This window comes from Hyphomonas sp. L-53-1-40, from assembly GCF_000682775.1.
Classification (GTDB): Bacteria; Pseudomonadota; Alphaproteobacteria; order Caulobacterales; family Hyphomonadaceae; genus Hyphomonas.
In genome coordinates this window covers 631,254-649,517 of sequence record NZ_AWFI01000001.1, presented here as the reverse complement: position 1 = coordinate 649,517, position 18,264 = coordinate 631,254, and the positions used below count along the sequence as shown (strand labels likewise).

Annotated in this window: 12 protein-coding genes; 4 read left to right on the top strand and 8 right to left on the bottom strand. The window is 57.3% G+C overall.

Annotated features, from left to right (window positions below; genetic code table 11):
• The first annotated feature begins 92 nt into the window (after positions 1–92).
• Positions 93–986: a LysR family transcriptional regulator gene (locus L53_RS03040; protein WP_034811401.1), complete on the top strand. Its 894-nt coding sequence runs from the start codon at positions 93–95 to the stop codon at positions 984–986.
• A gap of 1 nt (position 987) precedes the next feature.
• Here the strand turns inward: L53_RS03040 and L53_RS03035 are convergent, their stop codons facing one another.
• From L53_RS03035 to proC, 4 genes are all read right to left on the bottom strand, one after another.
• Positions 988–3,141 (bottom strand): alpha-glucuronidase family glycosyl hydrolase, encoded by a 2,154-nt coding sequence (locus L53_RS03035; RefSeq protein WP_369794151.1) that lies wholly within the window; start codon positions 3,139–3,141, stop codon positions 988–990.
• 141 nt (positions 3,142–3,282) lie between these two features.
• Complete coding sequence (gene putP / locus L53_RS03030) at positions 3,283–4,845, bottom strand: sodium/proline symporter PutP (RefSeq protein ID WP_034811400.1); 1,563 nt, start codon at positions 4,843–4,845, stop codon at positions 3,283–3,285.
• A gap of 67 nt (positions 4,846–4,912) precedes the next feature.
• Complete coding sequence (locus tag L53_RS03025; protein ID WP_156947816.1) at positions 4,913–6,166, bottom strand: glutamate-5-semialdehyde dehydrogenase; 1,254 nt, start codon at positions 6,164–6,166, stop codon at positions 4,913–4,915.
• 40 nt (positions 6,167–6,206) lie between these two features.
• Positions 6,207–6,986 carry a pyrroline-5-carboxylate reductase gene (gene proC, locus L53_RS03020; protein ID WP_034811395.1) on the bottom strand — a complete coding sequence of 260 codons (780 nt, stop codon included), beginning with the start codon at positions 6,984–6,986 and terminating at the stop codon, positions 6,207–6,209.
• 245 nt (positions 6,987–7,231) lie between these two features.
• Between proC and proB the strand changes: the two genes are divergently transcribed.
• Positions 7,232–8,395: a glutamate 5-kinase gene (proB, locus tag L53_RS03015; RefSeq protein ID WP_034811392.1), complete on the top strand. Its 1,164-nt coding sequence runs from the start codon at positions 7,232–7,234 to the stop codon at positions 8,393–8,395.
• Here proB and L53_RS03010 read toward each other — a convergent pair whose 3' ends face one another.
• Positions 8,396–8,872: a MarR family winged helix-turn-helix transcriptional regulator gene (locus tag L53_RS03010; protein WP_034811382.1), complete on the bottom strand. Its 477-nt coding sequence runs from the start codon at positions 8,870–8,872 to the stop codon at positions 8,396–8,398.
• A 131-nt stretch (positions 8,873–9,003) separates the two neighbouring features.
• On the opposite strand from L53_RS03010, the gene L53_RS03005 reads away from it, so the two are divergent.
• On the top strand, positions 9,004–9,789 hold the full coding sequence (locus L53_RS03005) for an enoyl-CoA hydratase/isomerase family protein (RefSeq protein ID WP_034811380.1): 786 nt from the start codon (positions 9,004–9,006) through the stop codon (positions 9,787–9,789).
• Positions 9,790–9,794: 5 nt separating this feature from the next.
• Here the strand turns inward: L53_RS03005 and L53_RS03000 are convergent, their stop codons facing one another.
• The 3 genes from L53_RS03000 to L53_RS02990 are packed head-to-tail and all read right to left on the bottom strand — an operon-like array spanning position 9,795 to position 14,394.
• Positions 9,795–11,141, bottom strand: a complete 1,347-nt coding sequence (locus tag L53_RS03000; RefSeq protein WP_034811377.1) for an efflux transporter outer membrane subunit — start codon at positions 11,139–11,141, stop codon at positions 9,795–9,797.
• Between the two features lie 2 nt (positions 11,142–11,143).
• Positions 11,144–13,081: a MacB family efflux pump subunit gene (locus L53_RS02995; protein ID WP_034811374.1), complete on the bottom strand. Its 1,938-nt coding sequence runs from the start codon at positions 13,079–13,081 to the stop codon at positions 11,144–11,146.
• Between the two features lie 11 nt (positions 13,082–13,092).
• A complete protein-coding gene (locus tag L53_RS02990; RefSeq protein WP_034811373.1) occupies positions 13,093–14,394 on the bottom strand; it encodes an efflux RND transporter periplasmic adaptor subunit in 1,302 nt (433 codons plus the stop codon).
• Positions 14,395–14,786: 392 nt separating this feature from the next.
• Here L53_RS02990 and L53_RS02985 point away from each other — a divergent pair, with 392 nt between their 5' ends.
• The gene (locus L53_RS02985; protein WP_034811371.1) at positions 14,787–18,254 is read left to right on the top strand and encodes an autotransporter outer membrane beta-barrel domain-containing protein; all 3,468 of its coding nucleotides are present in this window, start codon (positions 14,787–14,789) and stop codon (positions 18,252–18,254) included.
• Positions 18,255–18,264: the final 10 nt, after the last annotated feature.

Below are 18,264 nucleotides of genomic sequence, written 5' to 3'. Positions count from 1 at the left end.
CCTTTGATTTTGACCGGACCGTAACGCGCGTATAAATTCCGGTAAATGGACAATATCGCAGCTACGAGCTGCAAAATTGCAGGCAATGAGCGATGAATTGGGACGACCTCCGCCTCCTACTCGATGTGAGCCGCCATCCGCGTCTCGCGGATGTGGCCACACGTACCGGGCTCGACCCGACCACGATCAGTCGGCGCCTGCGGCGGCTGGAGACCGAGTTGGGCCTCGAATTGTTCGAGCGAACGCCCAAAGGCCATGTCCTGACGCCGGTCGGCCAGACCGTGGCTGACAAGGTGGAGGGGCTGGAGCATACGGCGTCAGAGATCGCCGCCCTGTCAGACAATGACGGCCCGCTCGCCGCCGGACGCGTCCGGCTCGGCGTGACCGAAGGACTCGGCAGTCTCCTGATTGCGCCCGCCATGGCCGACTTCGCCGCGCAGAATCCGCATATCGGGCTCGACATCATTGCCGTCTCCGGCTTTGTCAGCGTGCCAAAGCGCGAAGCCGACATGTCGATCATGCTGACACGGCCAAAGACAGGCCGCGTGAAGGTGCGCAAGATGTCTGACTATGTGCTGCAGATGTACGCCCACCCGGATTACCTCGCCCGCACGCGCCCGGTCGAACACGTCAGCGACCTCAGCGAGCATGATCTCATCGGCTATGTCGACGACCTCATTTACTCAACCCAGCTGCGTTATCACGAAGACATCGCCCCCGGCCTGACGCCGCGATTCTGCAGCCCGTCAATCGTGGCGCAGTGGCAGATGGCCCGTGAAGGCGCAGGGATTGCCGTACTGCCGCACTTCATCGCCGCCGGCGATCCGAACCTCGTTCATGTGTTGCCAGAGGAAGTCCGCATTGAGCGCGCCTTCTGGCTTGCGGTCCATGAAGATGTACACGGAACAACCCGTGTGCGCGCCGTCAGCAGCTTTCTGGATGATCTGTTCGCCACCTCAGCCGAACGGCTGACCGGCACCAGCTAGCCTATTCACCCTGCCCCGGCGCATTCGGGAATGACAGGCTCTTGTAATAAGCCAGGTCGTGCGCGGGCGGCTCTGTACCCTCAGGCAATGGCAGGCCGTTCACACTCTGCCAGTAGGCGATGGAGGCGTCACGCCACCAGATGGCTTCCTGATGCTGAATGCCGAGGAAAGCCGAGACCTGCGCGAACCGCTCGGCATCGATCTCGTTCTCCAGGCTCGCCCATTGCGCCTGCATCACCCCCACCGCGCTGACACCTCGGTCATAGCGGTTCACAAGTTCCTGCCAGAGCGTCTGGCCGTTCGAGAATTGGTAGTCCCACGGCACGCGATGGAACCAGAGCAGCAATTCATCCGGCACCGTGTCGAGACTCGCCCATTCCTGCGCCACCGGCCCGGCATACTGATCGACTGCGCCAGAGCCTGTTTCGGTCCGGTCAAAGCCGACCGCATCCTTTGTGGCCTTGTGATAATAATATGGGGTCCAGTCTGCCCGTCCGAGATCATCGACCCAAGGCGCGGGGCCATAATGGTGTCCGGTTCCCATGAGATGGGTGAGACCAAGCGGCGTCATATAGTTCACGACCGCCTCGCGTGAGCCCATCATCATGCCGGTAATTTCGTCGGCGACTTCTGGCGCACGGCTGAGAGTCTGTTCCACCCAATCGCGCGCGATGGCCTCAGAGGAGGCGTCAGGATCCCAGGCAAGTCGCCCGAAAGCGTACCAGTTCGCCTGATCGAAGACTGAGCCTGACCAGTTCCGATCACTGCCGATATTGGCAACACCTGCCATGCCGGTAAGCTCGTACTCATGCGCAGCGCCGTCGATCACCGAGGCAACGCTTGTGCCCTCACCCTGGGCGTGCGTATCGGCCGACAACACCTCTTCCCAGAGCGTGCCCAGATAAGCGAGATGGGTGGAGAAGCCGAGATATTCCTTGGTAATCTGGAGTTCCATCATCAGCGGCGTTTCCGGCATCGCGCCGAACAGTGGATGGAAGGGCTCGCGCGGCTGGAAGTCCAGCGGGCCGTTCTTGACCTGCACCAGAACATTGTCTGCAAACTGACCATCCAGAGGCACGAATTCGGTATAGGCCTGCTTCACGCGGTCTTCGGGTTCTTCGGCCGAATAGACGAAGGCGCGCCACATCACGATGCCTTCATGCGGGGCAAGCGCGGTGGCCAGCATGTTCGCGCCTTCGGCATGGCTGCGCTCATAATCCTGTGGGCCGGGCTGGCCTTCGGAGTTCGCTTTCACGAGGAAGCCGCCGAAATCCGGCACATGGGTATATATCTCGTCCACCTTGGCCTGCCACCAGGCCTGCACCTCGGCGTCGCGTGGATCGGCTGTGTCGAGCCCGCCCAGTTCCATCGGCGCAGAGAAGCGCGCGGTCAGATAGACCCTGATCCCATAGGGCCGGAAAACATCTGCGAGGGCTGCGACCTTCTTTAGGTATGGCGCGGTCAGCACGGTCGCATCAGCGTTCACATTGGTCAGCGAAACTCCATTGAGGCCGATGGATGCATTGGCTCGGGCATAGTCGGTGTATTTCGGGTCGAGATAGCCTGGCAGCCGGTGCCAGTCCCAGATCGACTGGCCCGCATAGCCACGCTCGACATGGCGATCCAGATTGTCCCAATGGTTGAGCAGGCGCAGCTTGGTCTTGGGACGTGAAATGATGTCGAGATCCGTGAGCGCCTCCCCGCGCGACATGCGCTGGAGATAGTCGAACGTGCCATAGAGGACGCCAAGGTCGGATTGTGCAGCGATCAGCGTTACGCGCTTCCCGTTCAGTTTCGTTGCCCGCAGGGCGAAGCCCTCGGCTCCGACGGTTTCAGTGGTTGGCAGGTCCGCCTCATCAATCGCGTCGGCGCAGTCCGCGCTGGCGAGGACGAGCGTCCGGCTGCGCAGCTTGTCCGTGGATTTGAGGGCAGTCCCCAGCAGGGACTCCGTGGCCCGGTCGATTTCGGCAAGCGCAGCCTGAAGCGTCTCCGACGGCTCAGCGCAGGCGGCCATCACATGGCGCGGCGCGTCGTCGGGCCGGGCCTCAAGCTGTTCATACCGAAGCCAGAGTTCGTAGCCATCCTCTGCGACAGCCGGCAACACGCCGAAACCAATTGAAACCGAAATGAACAGACTAGCGACGCGCTTCAGCAGATTCTTCACAACCCTTGACCCATTTATGTATCGAGAAGCGACAGCCGTGCGACCGCCGTCCCCGAATGTTTGCGTTATCATTATCTAACGCGACAGGCGGGATGTGTCACCGCCCCTCTTTGTCAGAGGAGCGGCACCAGATCAGGGGGCGTCGTTCATCACCTCGCTCATGTCATCAAACCCGGCGGCCACTTTCGGCTTCACCGAGCGGCCAATCACACTGACAAGATAGGCCGCGAGGCCTGACAGCAGGAAGCCGGGGATCATGGCATAGACAAGAGTTTCGAGCGGCACTGCACCGCCCTCAGCTGGCAGGAGCGGTACGTAGAGCCAGACCAGAACCGTAACCGCGCCAACAATCATACCAGCCAGCGCCCCATCACGCGTCAGATGGCGCCAGAACAGGCTAAGCAAAATGATCGGGCCAAAGGCCGAACCGAACCCGGCCCACGCATTTGATACTAGATCAAGAATGTTGCTGTTGGGATCGAAGGCGAGCGCGATGGCTACGAGGCTGACCACAACCGTCGCAATCCGGCCGATCATCACCAGCTCCGACTGCGAAGCCTCGCGCCGGAAGAAGGTCTTGTAGACATCTTCGGTGATCGAGCTGGAAGACACGAGCAGCTGCGAAGAGATCGTGCTCATGATCGCCGCGAGGATCGCCGCGAGCAGGAAGCCGGCGACGAGCGGATGGAAGATGATTTGCGAAAGCAGGATGAAGATGGCTTCAGAGTCGGTCAGCTGCGCGCCGAGGTCATGTTGCTGGACATAGGCAACGCCTACCGCACCGACAAACACGGCTCCGATGACAGTCACTAGCATCCAACTCATGCCGATAATGCGAGCCGTCTTGATGTCCTTGAGTGACCGGATGGCCATGAAACGCACAATAATGTGCGGCTGACCGAAATAGCCAAGCCCCCAAGCGAGGAGGGAAACGAGGCCCACTACGGTCATACTCTCGGGCCACATGTCGAAAAACTGACTACGCGCCGGACCAACAGCTCCACTGTCAGCATCCACATACGAAGGCGCGCTTGTGATCGCACTTTCCATGCCGCTCCACCCACCAATCACGAAGTATGCGATAACGGGCACGAGGATGAGCGCGATGAACATGATGCAGCCTTGCACGAAGTCCGTCAGGCTGACCGCCAGAAAGCCACCAACAACCGTATAGGCAAGCACTACGCCAGCGGTGACAAACAAGCCGAGCTGGTAGTTCAGGCCAAAGGCGGATTCAAATAGCTTGCCGCCCGCGACGATGCCGGAAGAAGTGTAGACGGTGAAGAAAACAATGATCACCAGCGCAGAGATTGTGCGCAAGGCGTGCGAGGAATCGTGAAAGCGCTTCTCGAAGAAGTCGGGAATGGTAATCGAGTCATCCGCCATCTCTGTATAGATACGCAAACGTGGCGCGACGAATCGATAATTCAGATACGCCCCGATTACCAAACCAACGGCAATCCAGGCTGCAGAAAAGCCGCTCACATAGATCGCACCGGGCAACCCCATCAACATCCAGCCACTCATATCAGAGGCCCCGGCAGACAAGGCACCGACAGCTGGGTGAAGATTGCGACCGCCAAGCATGTATTCGGACACGTCGCTGGTAGACGTTTTGTAGGCATAAAGTCCGATGGCCATCATCAGGACGAAATACGTCCCAAGCGATATCAATTCGGGAACGCTGATTGTCATATATTTCTCGCTGTCCTCGTAAAATTACGGAAAAGCGCGCCCCCCGTGGCCGCGCGTATCATTTAGATCAAGGCCGGGTCTGGCCGTTGCCATGTACCAGATATTTGAAACTGGTCAGTTGCTCCAATCCCACCGGCCCACGCGCGTGCATCTTGCCCGTTGCAATGCCAATCTCGGCACCCATGCCAAACTCCCCGCCATCGGAGAATTGGGTTGAAGCATTGTGCATTACGACGGCGCTGTCGATGGAGGTCATGAAACGGCGGGCTGCATCGGCATTTTCAGTCAGGATGGCATCCGTGTGACCGGAGGAGTGCTCGCTCACAAAGTTGATCGCTTCCTGAAGTCCACCGACGATCTTCACCGATGCAATCGGGTCGAGATATTCGGTCGACCAATCTTCGTCGGTCGCTTCGACAAGATCGGGCGCAATACGACGCGCCTCAACATCCCCGCGCAATTCGCAGCCTTCCATCGTTTTGACCAAGCGCGGAATGACAATTTCGGCGATCGCCCGATCCACCACGATGCTCTCTGTCGCACCGCAGACGCCGGTGCGGCGCAGTTTGGCATTGCGAACAACGTCGAGTGACTTCTCGATATCGGCATCAGCATGGATATAGCTGTGGCAGTTGCCGTCGAGGTGAAGCAGCGTCGGAACCTTGGCTTCGTCACGCACCAGCTCCACCAGACCGCGCCCGCCGCGCGGAATGACGAGGTCGACATAGTCCACGGCATGCAGCAGCGCAGTAACGGCGTTCCGGTCGGTGGTCTCCACCGTCTGAACGGCGCCTTTCGGCAGGCCAGCAGCTTCGAGCCCAGCCTGCATGCAGGCTACAATTTCAAGCGTTGAATTCTTGCTTTCGGAGCCGCCGCGCAGGATCACGGCATTGCCGGATTTCAGGCACAGCGCACTGGCATCGGCGCCGACATTCGGACGAGATTCGTAGATCATCCCGATTACACCAATTGGCACGGCCACGCGCTCAATGGTCAGGCCGTTGGGGCGTTCGGTGGTCGAAAGCAGCCGCCCGACAGGATCCGGCAGCTCGGCAATCTGTTCCAGGGCGCTTGCCATCGCCTCGACCCGTTCGTCGGTAAGACGCAGCCGGTCGATGAAGGAGTCCGGTCGGCTGTCGCCGACGCTGTCGACATCTTCCTTATTGGCGGCAAGAAGGTCCGCTTTTGCCTCACGCAATGCCTTGGCGGATGCGCGAAGGGCGTCATTTTTCTGCTCGGTCGTCGCCGTCAGCAGTGCCTTTGCGGCGCCGCGGGCATTTTGGCCCAGACCGGAAATATATGCGTTCAAACGGGAATCCAATGTGGTCACGTTTCGTCCTTCATGGTTCGTGTTCAGGTGCCTAGCGCAGCTCAATTGCGCGCTTGTAGGCCGCGTCGGTGGTGGCTTTCAGGAGATCCGACAACTTTCCGTCTCCATTCAGGGCCTTCAGACCGGCTTCCGTCGTGCCATTCTTGCTGGTGACGGAATTGCGGAGATTTTCCGGATTGTCGCCGGTTTCAAGGATCATGCGGATGGACCCATCCAGCGTGCCGAGCACAAGATCGCTGGCCTGTTCGTCACTGAAGCCAAGTTCCTTGGCTGCCTCGATATAGGCGCGGGCGATCTCGAAGACATAACCCGGACCACTGCCGGCGACGGCGGTTACCCGGTCAATCTGGTCTTCGTCATCTACCCAGACAGCTGTTCCTGCGGCCTGCATCAGGGTTTCGACAGTATCCCTTTGGTAGGCACTTGCCGCGCTGCTGGCGTAAAGGCCCGCCACCCCCGCCCCGATGGCAGATGGGAGGTTCGGCATGATCCGTATAATCGGATAGCCCGCCAGCGCAGTCTGCAGGCGCTGTACCGAACACCCCGCAGCGATCGACGCAACGGCCCCATCCGGATTGAGCACGTCCTTATAGGCCGGCAGTATCTCATCAACCATTTGCGGCTTGATCGCGACGATCAGTAGATCGAACTTCTCGTCTCCAAGGGCATTGATATCCTTGAATAGACGGGCACCTTCCACAGGTTGGTCCAAGAAAGGATCGATAATGGTGAACTCATCCTCCACCGCGCGCATCCACTGCGTCAGAAGCGCGCCGCCCATCTTTCCACATCCAACGAGAAGTACCTTCATGCTATACTATTCCTTTGCTCACCTGACCCGCGAGATAATGATATTTGTTTAGAATTCAAACCATCTATTACAGAAACTCAAGCTTTCGGCGGATGCCGCAAAATAGTCGAATTTCCCTGATTCGTGACTTTTCAGACTAGGTATTGAGACCTTGAAGAAAGTCTGAAGGTATTTTGTAAGCTAATTATTTGCATCGTAACCCAAACCTTCTTATGTCCGCCCCTAAGCAACCACCGGAGCCTAATTTGCCTTCCAAGAAACGCATCGTCGTGAAAATCGGATCGAGCCTACTTGCCAATCCAGACCTTCTCACACCGCGCTGGGCATTCATGCAACGGCTATTGGAAGACGTCACCAAATTACGGAATGACGGCTACGAAGTTGTCCTGTGTTCGTCAGGCGCGGTGGCGCTCGGTTTGAACATGTTGAACGAGAAGCCGGAAACCGCCGGGCTGCGCGACAAACAGGCCGCTGCTGCGTGTGGCATGCCCCTGCTGCTGAACGCCTACAAACAAGTTGCCCATGAGTTTGGATTCGATATCGCACAGGTGCTCGTCACCCTTCAGGACATGGAAGAGCGCAAGCGCTTCTTGAACACCAAGAACACTGTCCACCGCCTGTTGCAGGGCGATATTCTGCCAATCGTGAACGAAAATGACTCGATCACGACCGAAGAAATCCGCGTGGGCGACAATGACCGCCTCGCCGCAAAAGTCGCCCAGATGATCCAGGCGGACCATCTGGTGATCCTGACCTGCATTGACGGCCTCTACGACAAGAACCCTGAAGAGCCAGGCGCCAAACTGGTCGAAGAAGTCCATGATGTCAGCGAGTATATCGCGGTTACGGAAGGCACCAGCAGTCTCGGTAGCGGCGGTATGCTCACCAAGATGCAGGCGGCCAACATGGCACAGAATGCCGGATGCACGACCCTCATCGCGAATGGGGAACACGACGCGCCCGTGTCTTCGGTTCTCTATAATCAGCGCCCGCACACCAAATGCATCGCGCACACCAAACCAGCTTCAGCTTGGGCGACGTGGCTGACTGATCGCCTTCAGATTGCCGGCAGTATCGTGATCCGTGACGAGTTGGCAAACACGCTGGCCGACAGCCCAGAACATGTCCTGCATGAAGACATCAAGTCAATTCAGGGCCAGTACCTCAAGGGCGACGTGATCCACGTCTATGATGAAAGCGGCGCCGAGATCGCCCGCGGCATGACCAACTTCTCGTCAGAAGAAACCATGGTACTCGCGCGTCATCCGGAAATTTCACCGAAAGAACTGCTCGGTTACCAGACTGGTGGCACAGTCATCAGCCGCGAGAATCTGATTGTTCTGGAAGATCGCCACCTCCTCTGGGACAAGCCGGAAGAGGAAACAATGGTGGAAGTCTCCGAGAGCTGATCAGCCCTCTTTCTGCAAATCCCCAACCTCCAGGATTGGCGCCGCATCAAGGCTTCCCGCATTCATCATGGCAGCCAGCCGCTGCACCGATGAGATGAGCAGGCTCTGCTCCCACAACTCCAGCGAGTCAAAACGCTTCAGGAACCCTTCCTGAAGCGCTTCCGGCGCATCTTCGAGGCTTCTGCGACCAGTCTCCGTAATCGAGACATCCACGGCGCGGCGATCTGTTTCGTTCTTCTGTCGTTCGACAAGGCCCGCTGCCTCCAATCGATCGACGATGGAAGTGATCGTCGCCTGGGACAAATGCACTTCGCGGGCGATCTCCGATGGCTTGACCGATCCGGCACCGGACAAGGTTTGCAATACAATGAGTTGCGGCGCCGTGAGGCCGGTCGTTTTCGCCAATTGCTTGGAATTCAGGTCGATCGCACGCGTAATCTGTCGAATTGCGGTCAGGAGGTCTTTGCGGTGGGCCATGCCCGCACCTAAAGAGACACTCGGCGCTGCGTCAATTCCCACAACTGTTCAGAAGGCCGGCTCGGGGTGGCCGAACAGCCAATGCTCGCATACAGAAATTGTCCAACAGGACACATCTGAAGGATTTGAGCATGACTTCCCAACGCATCCGCATCGAGGTCAGTAATGGGATTGGCGAACTGATCCTGAACAAGCCCGAACGCCGCAACGCTCTGTCGAGTGATATGTGGGCAGCAATCCCCAGCATGGTGAAGCAGCTGGAGGCCGATCCTGAAGTCACATGCGTGATCATGCACGGCGGAACGGCAGGCGCATTCGCGGCGGGCGCAGACATTTCGGAGTTCGAAACGATCTATGCCACGCCCGAAAGCGCAAAGCGTTCGGCAAACCTGATTTCCGATGCGGTTACATGTCTCGCCCAATGCTCAAAGCCGATCATCGCTGCGATCAACGGCGCTTGCGTGGGTGGCGGCGTCGCACTTGCTCTGACGGCAGACATTCGCATCGCCAGTCCGGAGTCTAAGTTCGGCATACCTCCGGCGAAGCTGGGGCTTGTATATCCAGTGAACGATACGCGGCGCTTGATAGAAACCGTTGGTGTTCCGGCCGCCAAGGACATCTTGCTGACGGGTCGTTTGTTTGATTGTGACGAGGCCCATCGTATCGGTCTGGTTACGCATGTGGCAGAGCCTAAATCAGCCTTGAAATCGGCGCGAGAAACGGCGCGCCAGGTTTCAGCCAATTCTCTCTGGTCACATAGCGCGATGAAGCGCACCTTCGATGCGATCAAGATGGGCTGGCGAGACGATAGTCCTGAAGCGAAAGCCCTGTTCCTGGAAAGCTTCGAGAATGAGGACTTCCAGGAAGGTTACAGGGCCTTCCTCGCAAAGCGCCCGGCCAAATTCAGCTGGCGCTGAGGGGGTTAGAACCCGCCTCCCACTGAGACGTAGAGATCAATGGCCGCAGCCAACCGGTCCCGACGCGCCTCGAGGGCGCTTTGCGTTGCAGAATAATAGTTCTGTTGTGCAGACAAGAGACTCGTCAAATCGTCCGTGCCGACACGATATCGCAGTTCAGCGGAATCCAGTGCGCGGCGACTGGCAACGAGTGCAATCTGGAGCTGTTCTTCACGTTGGGCGCTGGTATTGATTGCAGACAGCGCAACATCAACATCGCGTAACGCGCTGAGAATGGCCTGCTCATAATTCGACAGCAACGCCTCCCTTCGCGCTTTGGCACTGTCGAGCTGAGCCTCCAGCGCTCCCCCAGAAAACACAGTCTGCGCAAGTGCCGCCGAAAGACTGGCGGTCGGATCAGACATAGAGGTCAGGAGTGTCGTCACGCCCGCGCCAAGATCGACACTTGGCAGCATGGCTGCTCTCGCAATATGCACATTGGCCTGCGCCGCCCGCAGATCCGCCTCGGCCTGCAGCAAGTCCGGGCGGCGCACCAGAAGCTCAGATGGCAAGCCTGCTTCCGGTACTGGCAAGCCAGTCTCGTAAAGATCTACATCGGACACTTCGAAACTTTGCGGCACCTGCCCTACAAGTATCGCAATCGCCGTCCGCAGAGAGAGTATCTGCTGCTCGATCTGCGGGAGTTGCGCACGCGAATTGGCCAATGCAGCTTCCTGGCTGGCAAAATCAAATCCGGAAATCTCGCCCGCATCGTACCTTACCTGCACGATTTCGAAGATACGCTCGGCAATTTCCAGATTGTCTTGCGCGACTTCAAACTGCTTACGCGCAACCTGAAGGTCGAAATAGTTCGCTGCCAGATCAGATGCAACACTCAGCTCAAGCGCTCTTTGCGCGAACTCAGCCGATTCAAGATTGGCACCTGCGGCATCTCGTGACGCTGCAACACTGCCAAACAGATCGAGCTGATAGCTGGCCGACAACCGGGCACTGCGAGAAAAATCACTGAAGTCGGAATCACTGTCGGTGGAAACTGACGCCCCAGCCGAAACAGATGGCAGGGCGCTGGAATCGGCAACACGCAACGCGGCGCGTGCAGAGGTGACATTGGCAAGTCCAGCTTCGAGTGATTTGTTCCGTGTGAGTGCGGTGCTGACCAATGCATTCAATGATTCATCGCCGAAAGTCGACCACCAGAGCCCTGTGGCCGACAATTCTGTTTCCGCCTGCATTGAGGTTTCATAGGACGCCGGAAGCTCAACCGAGGGCAGAGGCATATCGGACGATTGCGTCGTGGTACATCCGGCAAGGACGACAAGCAGACTGAAGGGAAGAAGAGGACGTCTGGTCATGATTACTCCGCCGCAAGGGCCCGGACCGGATCAAGCCGCGAGGCATTGCGCGCCGGCAGGAAGCCGAACACGAACCCGGTAAGGAAAGCTGTTGAAAAGGCGAGGATCGCCGGCATGGGCGTAACCGCGATGCTGGTGCCGAGATTGGCGAGGATTGCACAAATCGCAAAGCCCGAAAGAATACCGATCACACCGCCCAGCGCGCAGACCACGACGGCCTCCACAATGAATTGGACAAGAATATCAGACCGACGCGCACCCGTTGCCATGCGCACACCGATCTCGCGCGTGCGTTCTGATACGCTGACAAGCATGATGTTCATCACACCGATACCGCCGACGAGCAACGAAATAGAGGCTACCGCGCCTAGCAGGATCGAGAACGAATTCTGTGTCTCCTGAACGGACTCCAGGATCGATGCCGTATTTCGTATACGGAAATCCTGTGTGCCGTGGCGTTGAAGCAGCAGTTCGTTTGCTTCGGTTTCGGTTGTGGAAATAACGCCCGTGTCTTCCACGGCGATGGTTACACTCGACAGGTAGGAACTGCCGAACACGCGCATCATGCCGGTCGTGATGGGAATAAGCGCGATATCATCCTGATCACGGCCGAATGAGCTGGCACCTTCTTCCTCGAGTACGCCAGCGACCTCAAATGGTGCGCCCGCAAGGAAGACATACTCGCCGACGGCTTCCGAGACATTGTCAAACAATTCCCCCGCGGTCGTCGTGCCCAGCACAACCACACCTACGCGTCGGTCGACATCTTCAGCCGTGAAGAAGGAGCCGTATTCAATATTGCGAGTGTTCGCGAGCAACCAGTCTTCCGAAACCCCCTCCACGGAGCCACGATGATCATTACTTCCTCGTCGCAATGTTGCGGATCCGGACCGCGATGGCACCGCAGCCAGGACATTGTCCAATTCTCCCAATCTCTCAGCATCTACGAGTGAAAGGGTTGCGATGGCATCACCGCGCATTCGCGCGCCCCGGTCCCCCCCCGGCTGAACGAAGAGCAGGTTCGCGCCCATGTCCTCAAACCGCGCCATAACCTCGCGCTGGCTACCTTGCCCGACCGCCAGCATTGCGACCACCGCCGCAACGCCGATCACCACGCCCAGCAAGGTCAGTGCGGTGCGAAACAGGTTCGCGCGCAATGACCTGAAGGCCGTCTTGATGGATTCCGTAAGCTGAAGAAAGAAGGATGGGGAGGATTTCACGGCGCGTTGCTCAAACGACTCCAGAGACCGCTCTACTGAACCGGAATCGGAAATGATTTTGCCGTCGCGAATTTCAATCGTGCGGTCTGCGCGTTCAGCGACTTCCTGGTCATGGGTAATCAGGATGACTGTGCGGCCGGAGCGATGCAGCTCTTCCAGCAATTCCAGAAGTTCTTCACTCGTGCCGGAATCGAGCGCTCCCGTCGGCTCATCCGCAAGGATGACTTCGGCGTCATTCATCAGAGCTCGGGCAACAGCCACACGTTGCTGCTGTCCCCCGGACAATTGACCGGGGCGACTTTTCTCGCGCCCGCCAAGGCCAAGCCGACCGAGCAATTCCTGTGCGCGAGCCTTCCGTTCCGATTGGCGAATCCCGGCATAGACCGCAGGTATCTCCACGTTCTCCGATGCGCTGACATTGGCGAGGAGATTATAGCGCTGAAACACAAAGCCGAATGTCCGCCTGCGCAAGGAGGCCAGTGCATCGGCGTCCATCTCGGACACATCCTGCCCATGAATGCGGTAGGTTCCGGAGGTCGGGCGGTCGAGACAACCAAGCAAGTTCATCAAAGTCGACTTGCCGGAACCCGACTGTCCGACAATTGCAACGAACTCGCCTTCGCGAATGGTCAGGTCGACGCCATCAAGGGCGCGGACCTCTGCGTCACCCCGTCCGTAGACGCGCTTTATGTCCTGCAAATGTAGCAAGGGTTCTGACATGATTTGAAGTCCTAAACCGGGGGTGGACCCATAGGGCGCGGCCGGTCATTTCCGGCACGCTCGGTCGCCTGTTTCGGACGAATGCTCACTTGCCCGGTCACGACCTCATCACCCTCAGACAAGCCGAACAATATTTCGGCAATTGTACGCGTCTGAAGACCAACCAAAACAGGCTGAGGGACAGCTTCGCCATTCGCATCCATTTTCAGAACCATACCCATTTCTGCGTCGGGATATTGCGCGCGTGCCTCACGGATAGCCTGGCCTCTGCCGTCGCCAACACGATCACCGTGGGCGGCTTCGCCTTCAGGTCTCGCAGGCCGCCGAGCTTGTGCGCCCTCCGGGCGCTCGGGACGTGATTGCAAGGCCGTTACCGGGATCAGGACGGCATCTTCGGCTTGCCCCAGAATGAAGAAGACCTGAGCAGTCATATCACTTCGTAGAATTCCGTCGGGGTTCTCAATATCGAGCAGCGCCTTGTAGAGCACGACGTCATTGACAACTTCGGGCGTGGGAAGAACCTGACGAACTTCGGTTTGCCACTTGTGATCAGAATCGCCCAGCGTGGTGAACCAGGCTTGCTGCCCCTTTGATACGCGCAACACATCTGCTTCGGAGACATCGGCCTCCACCGTCATTATACCGAGATCCGCGATGGTCATGATGACGGGTGCGGTCTGGTTGGCATTGAGGGTCTGGCCCTCGGACGCACTGAGCGAAACGACTGTACCAGCCATCGGAGCGTAAATCTTTGTAAATTCCAGATTGGCTTCATCGGCACGGAGGCTGGAGGTCTGCTGCGCGATCTGCGCATTGATAGCGTCGAGCTTCCCTTCCGCGATCTCCAATTCCGATACCGTGGCCTCATAGTCAGCGCGCGCAATGGCATCGGCCTCAAACAGCATATTGGCGCGTTCAGACTCGGCCCTTGCAAGTTTCAGAGAAGCCACCTGTTGACGTTTCGAGGCATATAGCGAGTTTAACTGAGCTTGTTGGGCTTCGACCGTGTTCTGTGCAATCGTGGCATCGATCTGCGCAAGGAGTTGGCCCTTCTCGACCTCGTCGCCGACATCAACGAACAACTCTTCCAATTGACCCGAGACCTGTGCGCCAACCTCAACCATCTCCTTTGGCGCAAGAGTACCTGCTGCCGAGATCGTAACTTCAATATCACCCGTGCGTGCGGCTGATGTTTCATAAGTCGGCGTTGTGGAGTTCGCCAAGTTTGACTTCGCAAACCATACGGCACCGCCTGCTGCCAATACGACAATAATCGCGATGATCCAGCGGGATCGTTTCCCAAAAACTCTCATTCTTGTCTCTTTCCAGCAATTCTGGCTGTGAACATGTTCCCGGGTTAAACGACCCAAGTTTCAAATTCCGTCGCGAAGACCGGCATTTTATTGCACTTTCCAGCAAACCCGGCTCAAGCCCGCTCCTTCACCACAGCTTTGTCACCAGAATGTTGCAGATCATTTGCTTGCGCATGAATCCTGAAAGCGGAAGACGACAGCAATGTCCCGCCAATTATGTCAGGCTGACACACTCTCGCTGACAAGCCGCACATTTCGGCAAAGTTCAGACAAGACGCTCCCGTAACGCATTGGGACAGGACGATCTGGAGCGCGCCAACATGAACATTTTTTCATTAAATAACAATCCTTTAAGGATGCACGCTTCCGGTCCACAGGAATCCGCTCCTGAGGTGGTTGCACGTGGACTGATTATTGTTCTGGGTATGGCTTCGGCCCTCCCTGCATGGGCCGTCGAAATCGAGGAATCCACCGTCGCCCCCGTCGAGACCTCCACCGCGAATGACGGACAGCCCGACGACATTACAATCACTGAAGATGGGGAAATTGATCTCAGCGACCTGCCAGGTACCACCGCGATTACGGTCGACTCCGACAATACCATCACCAATGATGGCGAAATTCTCGCAGAAGACACCGACTACGTCACCGCTATTGCTGTCCGAACGGGTACGACGACAGGCATCACCCACACGGGTTCCATCGAATTGTCGGAAGACTATGACCGGGAAGACGAAGACGATGATGACGATGTGGACGGGCCACTCGCCATCGGGACGAACCGCGTGGGCATCGACGTCGAGAATGGTGGCACGATCACAGGTAATATCCTGCTCGATCATGGCTCCACGCTATACATAGAAGGCAATGATTCAGCGGGCGTACACATCGGATCCGCACTCGATGGCGATTACACGCAACAGGGCACAATTTCGGTTATCGGCGACAACGCCCTGGGTCTGAGCCTCGAAGATGACGTCGCCAGTGATGTATTGATCAGCGGCGCCATTACGGTTCAGGGTGAGAATGCATCAGCTGTCACAATTGATGGGAATGTTTCCGGCAATGTGACGATTGAGAGTTCAATCAGCTCGACCGGATTCACCAGCACCAGTTCTTCCAACTATATCGCGCCCGTCTATATCGATGACGATACTGACGCGGTGGAGAATCGCCGCGATGCAGACGACCTTTACGACAATGCGAACGGCGTCCGCATCACGGGCAGTCTGGGACAAGGCTTGCTGATCAATGGCGCGGTCGACGACTTCACATCCGAAGAGGATGAGGATGACGAGACGAAGGATACCGTCGACGATTTTGATGAGAATCGAACTGCTGGAAGAATCTACAGTTATGGTTCAGCCCCCGCGCTCGCCATCGAAGCCGAAGCTGGCGAGAATGTAGTCTTCTCGAGCGTCGTAGAAACCGTTCGCGATACCACCGATGATGATGACGACGATGACGTGGATGAAGTACTCGCCACGTTTTCTTTTGATCAGGGACTCATCAATCGCGGGACGATTTATGCCAGTGGCATGAATATCGGATTCGACGCGACGGCGCTCTCCATCTCCGGATCAGAAGACGGAACCGGAACGGTCACAATTGACGGCGGTATACTGAATTCCGGCACAATTCAAGGAACCGCCTACGAGGCTTCCGCCGTAGGCCTTCTGCTCGGCAATGGCACCACAATCGGCACTCTCGAAAACTCCGGATCCATCGCCGCAACGACCTATACGTTAACGGACGACACCGCCAAAGCGTTGTTCATTTCCAATGGAAGTACGCTGGAAGCGATCCTGAATAGTGGATCCATCACCGCTTCATCGAATGGCTATGGTGGCGCAGCAACGGCGATCACCGATGAAAGTGATACGCTAAGATACATAACCAATACCGGCGCGATATCAGGCCTACTCATTTCAGACGGACGGGAAGATTCGGAAACAGGATCGTCCATCGCCATTGACCTGTCCGCACAAACGGCCGGCGCAACCATCATCCAGTATCAGGAAACTCCCACTGAAGATGTGAACGGCGATGACGAAATCGATGAAGACGATGTGACCGAACCTACAATCTATGGCGACGTCCGGTTCGGAACCGGCGATGACATACTGCAGATTCTGGACGGGGGTCTGGCAGGCGACATCTACTTTGGTGCCGGCGCCGCAACTTTCGACCTATCTGATGCCGAGTTTCTGGGAGACACCTATTTCGAGGGCGACACACTCAACCTGCGTATTGAGGAGAGTGAGATCGAGGGAGATTTCGACTTCGGCTCTGCGAGTGGAACGATCGACTTCCTATCTTCAACGTTGCTCACGGGTAATCTGACGAGCGATGCTTACAGACTGGCCGCGACAATTTCAGATTCTGAAATTGTCCTGCTTGAAGACACGTCCTTGCAGCTTGCCTCCCTCTCCGTCACGGATGGCTCAACGCTTGAATTCGAAATTGATCCTCAGAACCTGCGGACCACAGCCTTTCTATCTGTTTCCGGAGCCGCAGCACTGGGCAGCGATACTTTGGTACGCCCAACACTTACGTCATTCATCGACGGTGATTTTGGGGTAACACTGATCGAAGCGGGTACACTGACATACGAAGAAGACACCGCTGAGTTGTCGACCGAAAATGTACCGTGGATATACAATGTATCGCTGGAGACAGAGACGTCTGATACAGATAAACTCAATCTGGACTTTCGCCTCAAGACTGCGGAGGAACTCAGTCTCGACACGAACCAGTCCCGCGCCCTCTCCGCTATACTCAACGTTGCCACGAATGACGATGATGTCGGATCTGCCATCACGCAGCTTTCGACCGAACATGACTTTCTTGAGGCCTACAATTTGCTACTGCCTCAGCGCACTGATGCCGCAACGCGCTATCTGGAATCCCAGTCGAACGCCGCTTTTGGCGCGCTGAGAAGCCATCTGGAGTTCACCCGTAGCTCCAGTGAATCCGGAAATGGTGTATGGGTGCAGGAGACCTATTCCCATGTCAGCTATGACGGGTCTGACGATGGGCCGGGATATGACGGCCGCGGCCTCGGCATCGCTCTAGGGTACGATCGCTCACTGCTAGGCATAGATGCAATAGGCATCATGGGGACGATGAGCGACGGCAAGTTCGAGGAAAAAACTGGCGGCGAGAATCCTGTGACCATGAAAAGCCTGGGGGTCGGGGTGTATGCGACGGAACAGATCGGGCGCGTAAATCTTCAGGCCGTTGGCCAGATCGCGAAGGTCGACCATTCCAGCTACAGAGAAATCGAGTTCGACGAGTATGTTTCAGAGGTCAGCGGCACGTGGGATGGGATGACCACCGCGGCTTCACTCCTGGCATCGACCGAATTCGGGTCCGGAGCGTTCAGGATGACGCCATCAATTGGTCTGGACTATTTCAAACTTGATCAGGACGGATATTCAGAAACGGCATCAAACGGATTGAACCTATGGGTCAGCGACGCCAGCACTGACCGTGTAACCGCTGATGCCGGACTCGGCTTTGCCTATGTCTGGCGGGGGGGCGCAGACTCGTCTCGCACGGGCCCGGCCTATACCAGTCACAACAACTCCAATCGCTACCAGCCGATGGTCCGGGCTGGTTTGGATATTGGTTATCGCTCCACGCTGTCTTCGACACCTTACGAGGTCGACGCTGGATTTGTCGGCTATGAGGACAGTTTTACACTTAGCGCGACCGAGGTGTTCGAAGATGCCGCCACGGTGGGACTCTCGCTGCTGGCTGGGTCCGAACTCCTGAAAATCCGGTTTGGCGTGGATGGTGAGTTTTCAGCCGACGCAACCGCCCTGACGGCTAACGCCGCCGTCAAACTCCGCTTCTGATCTCTCAGAC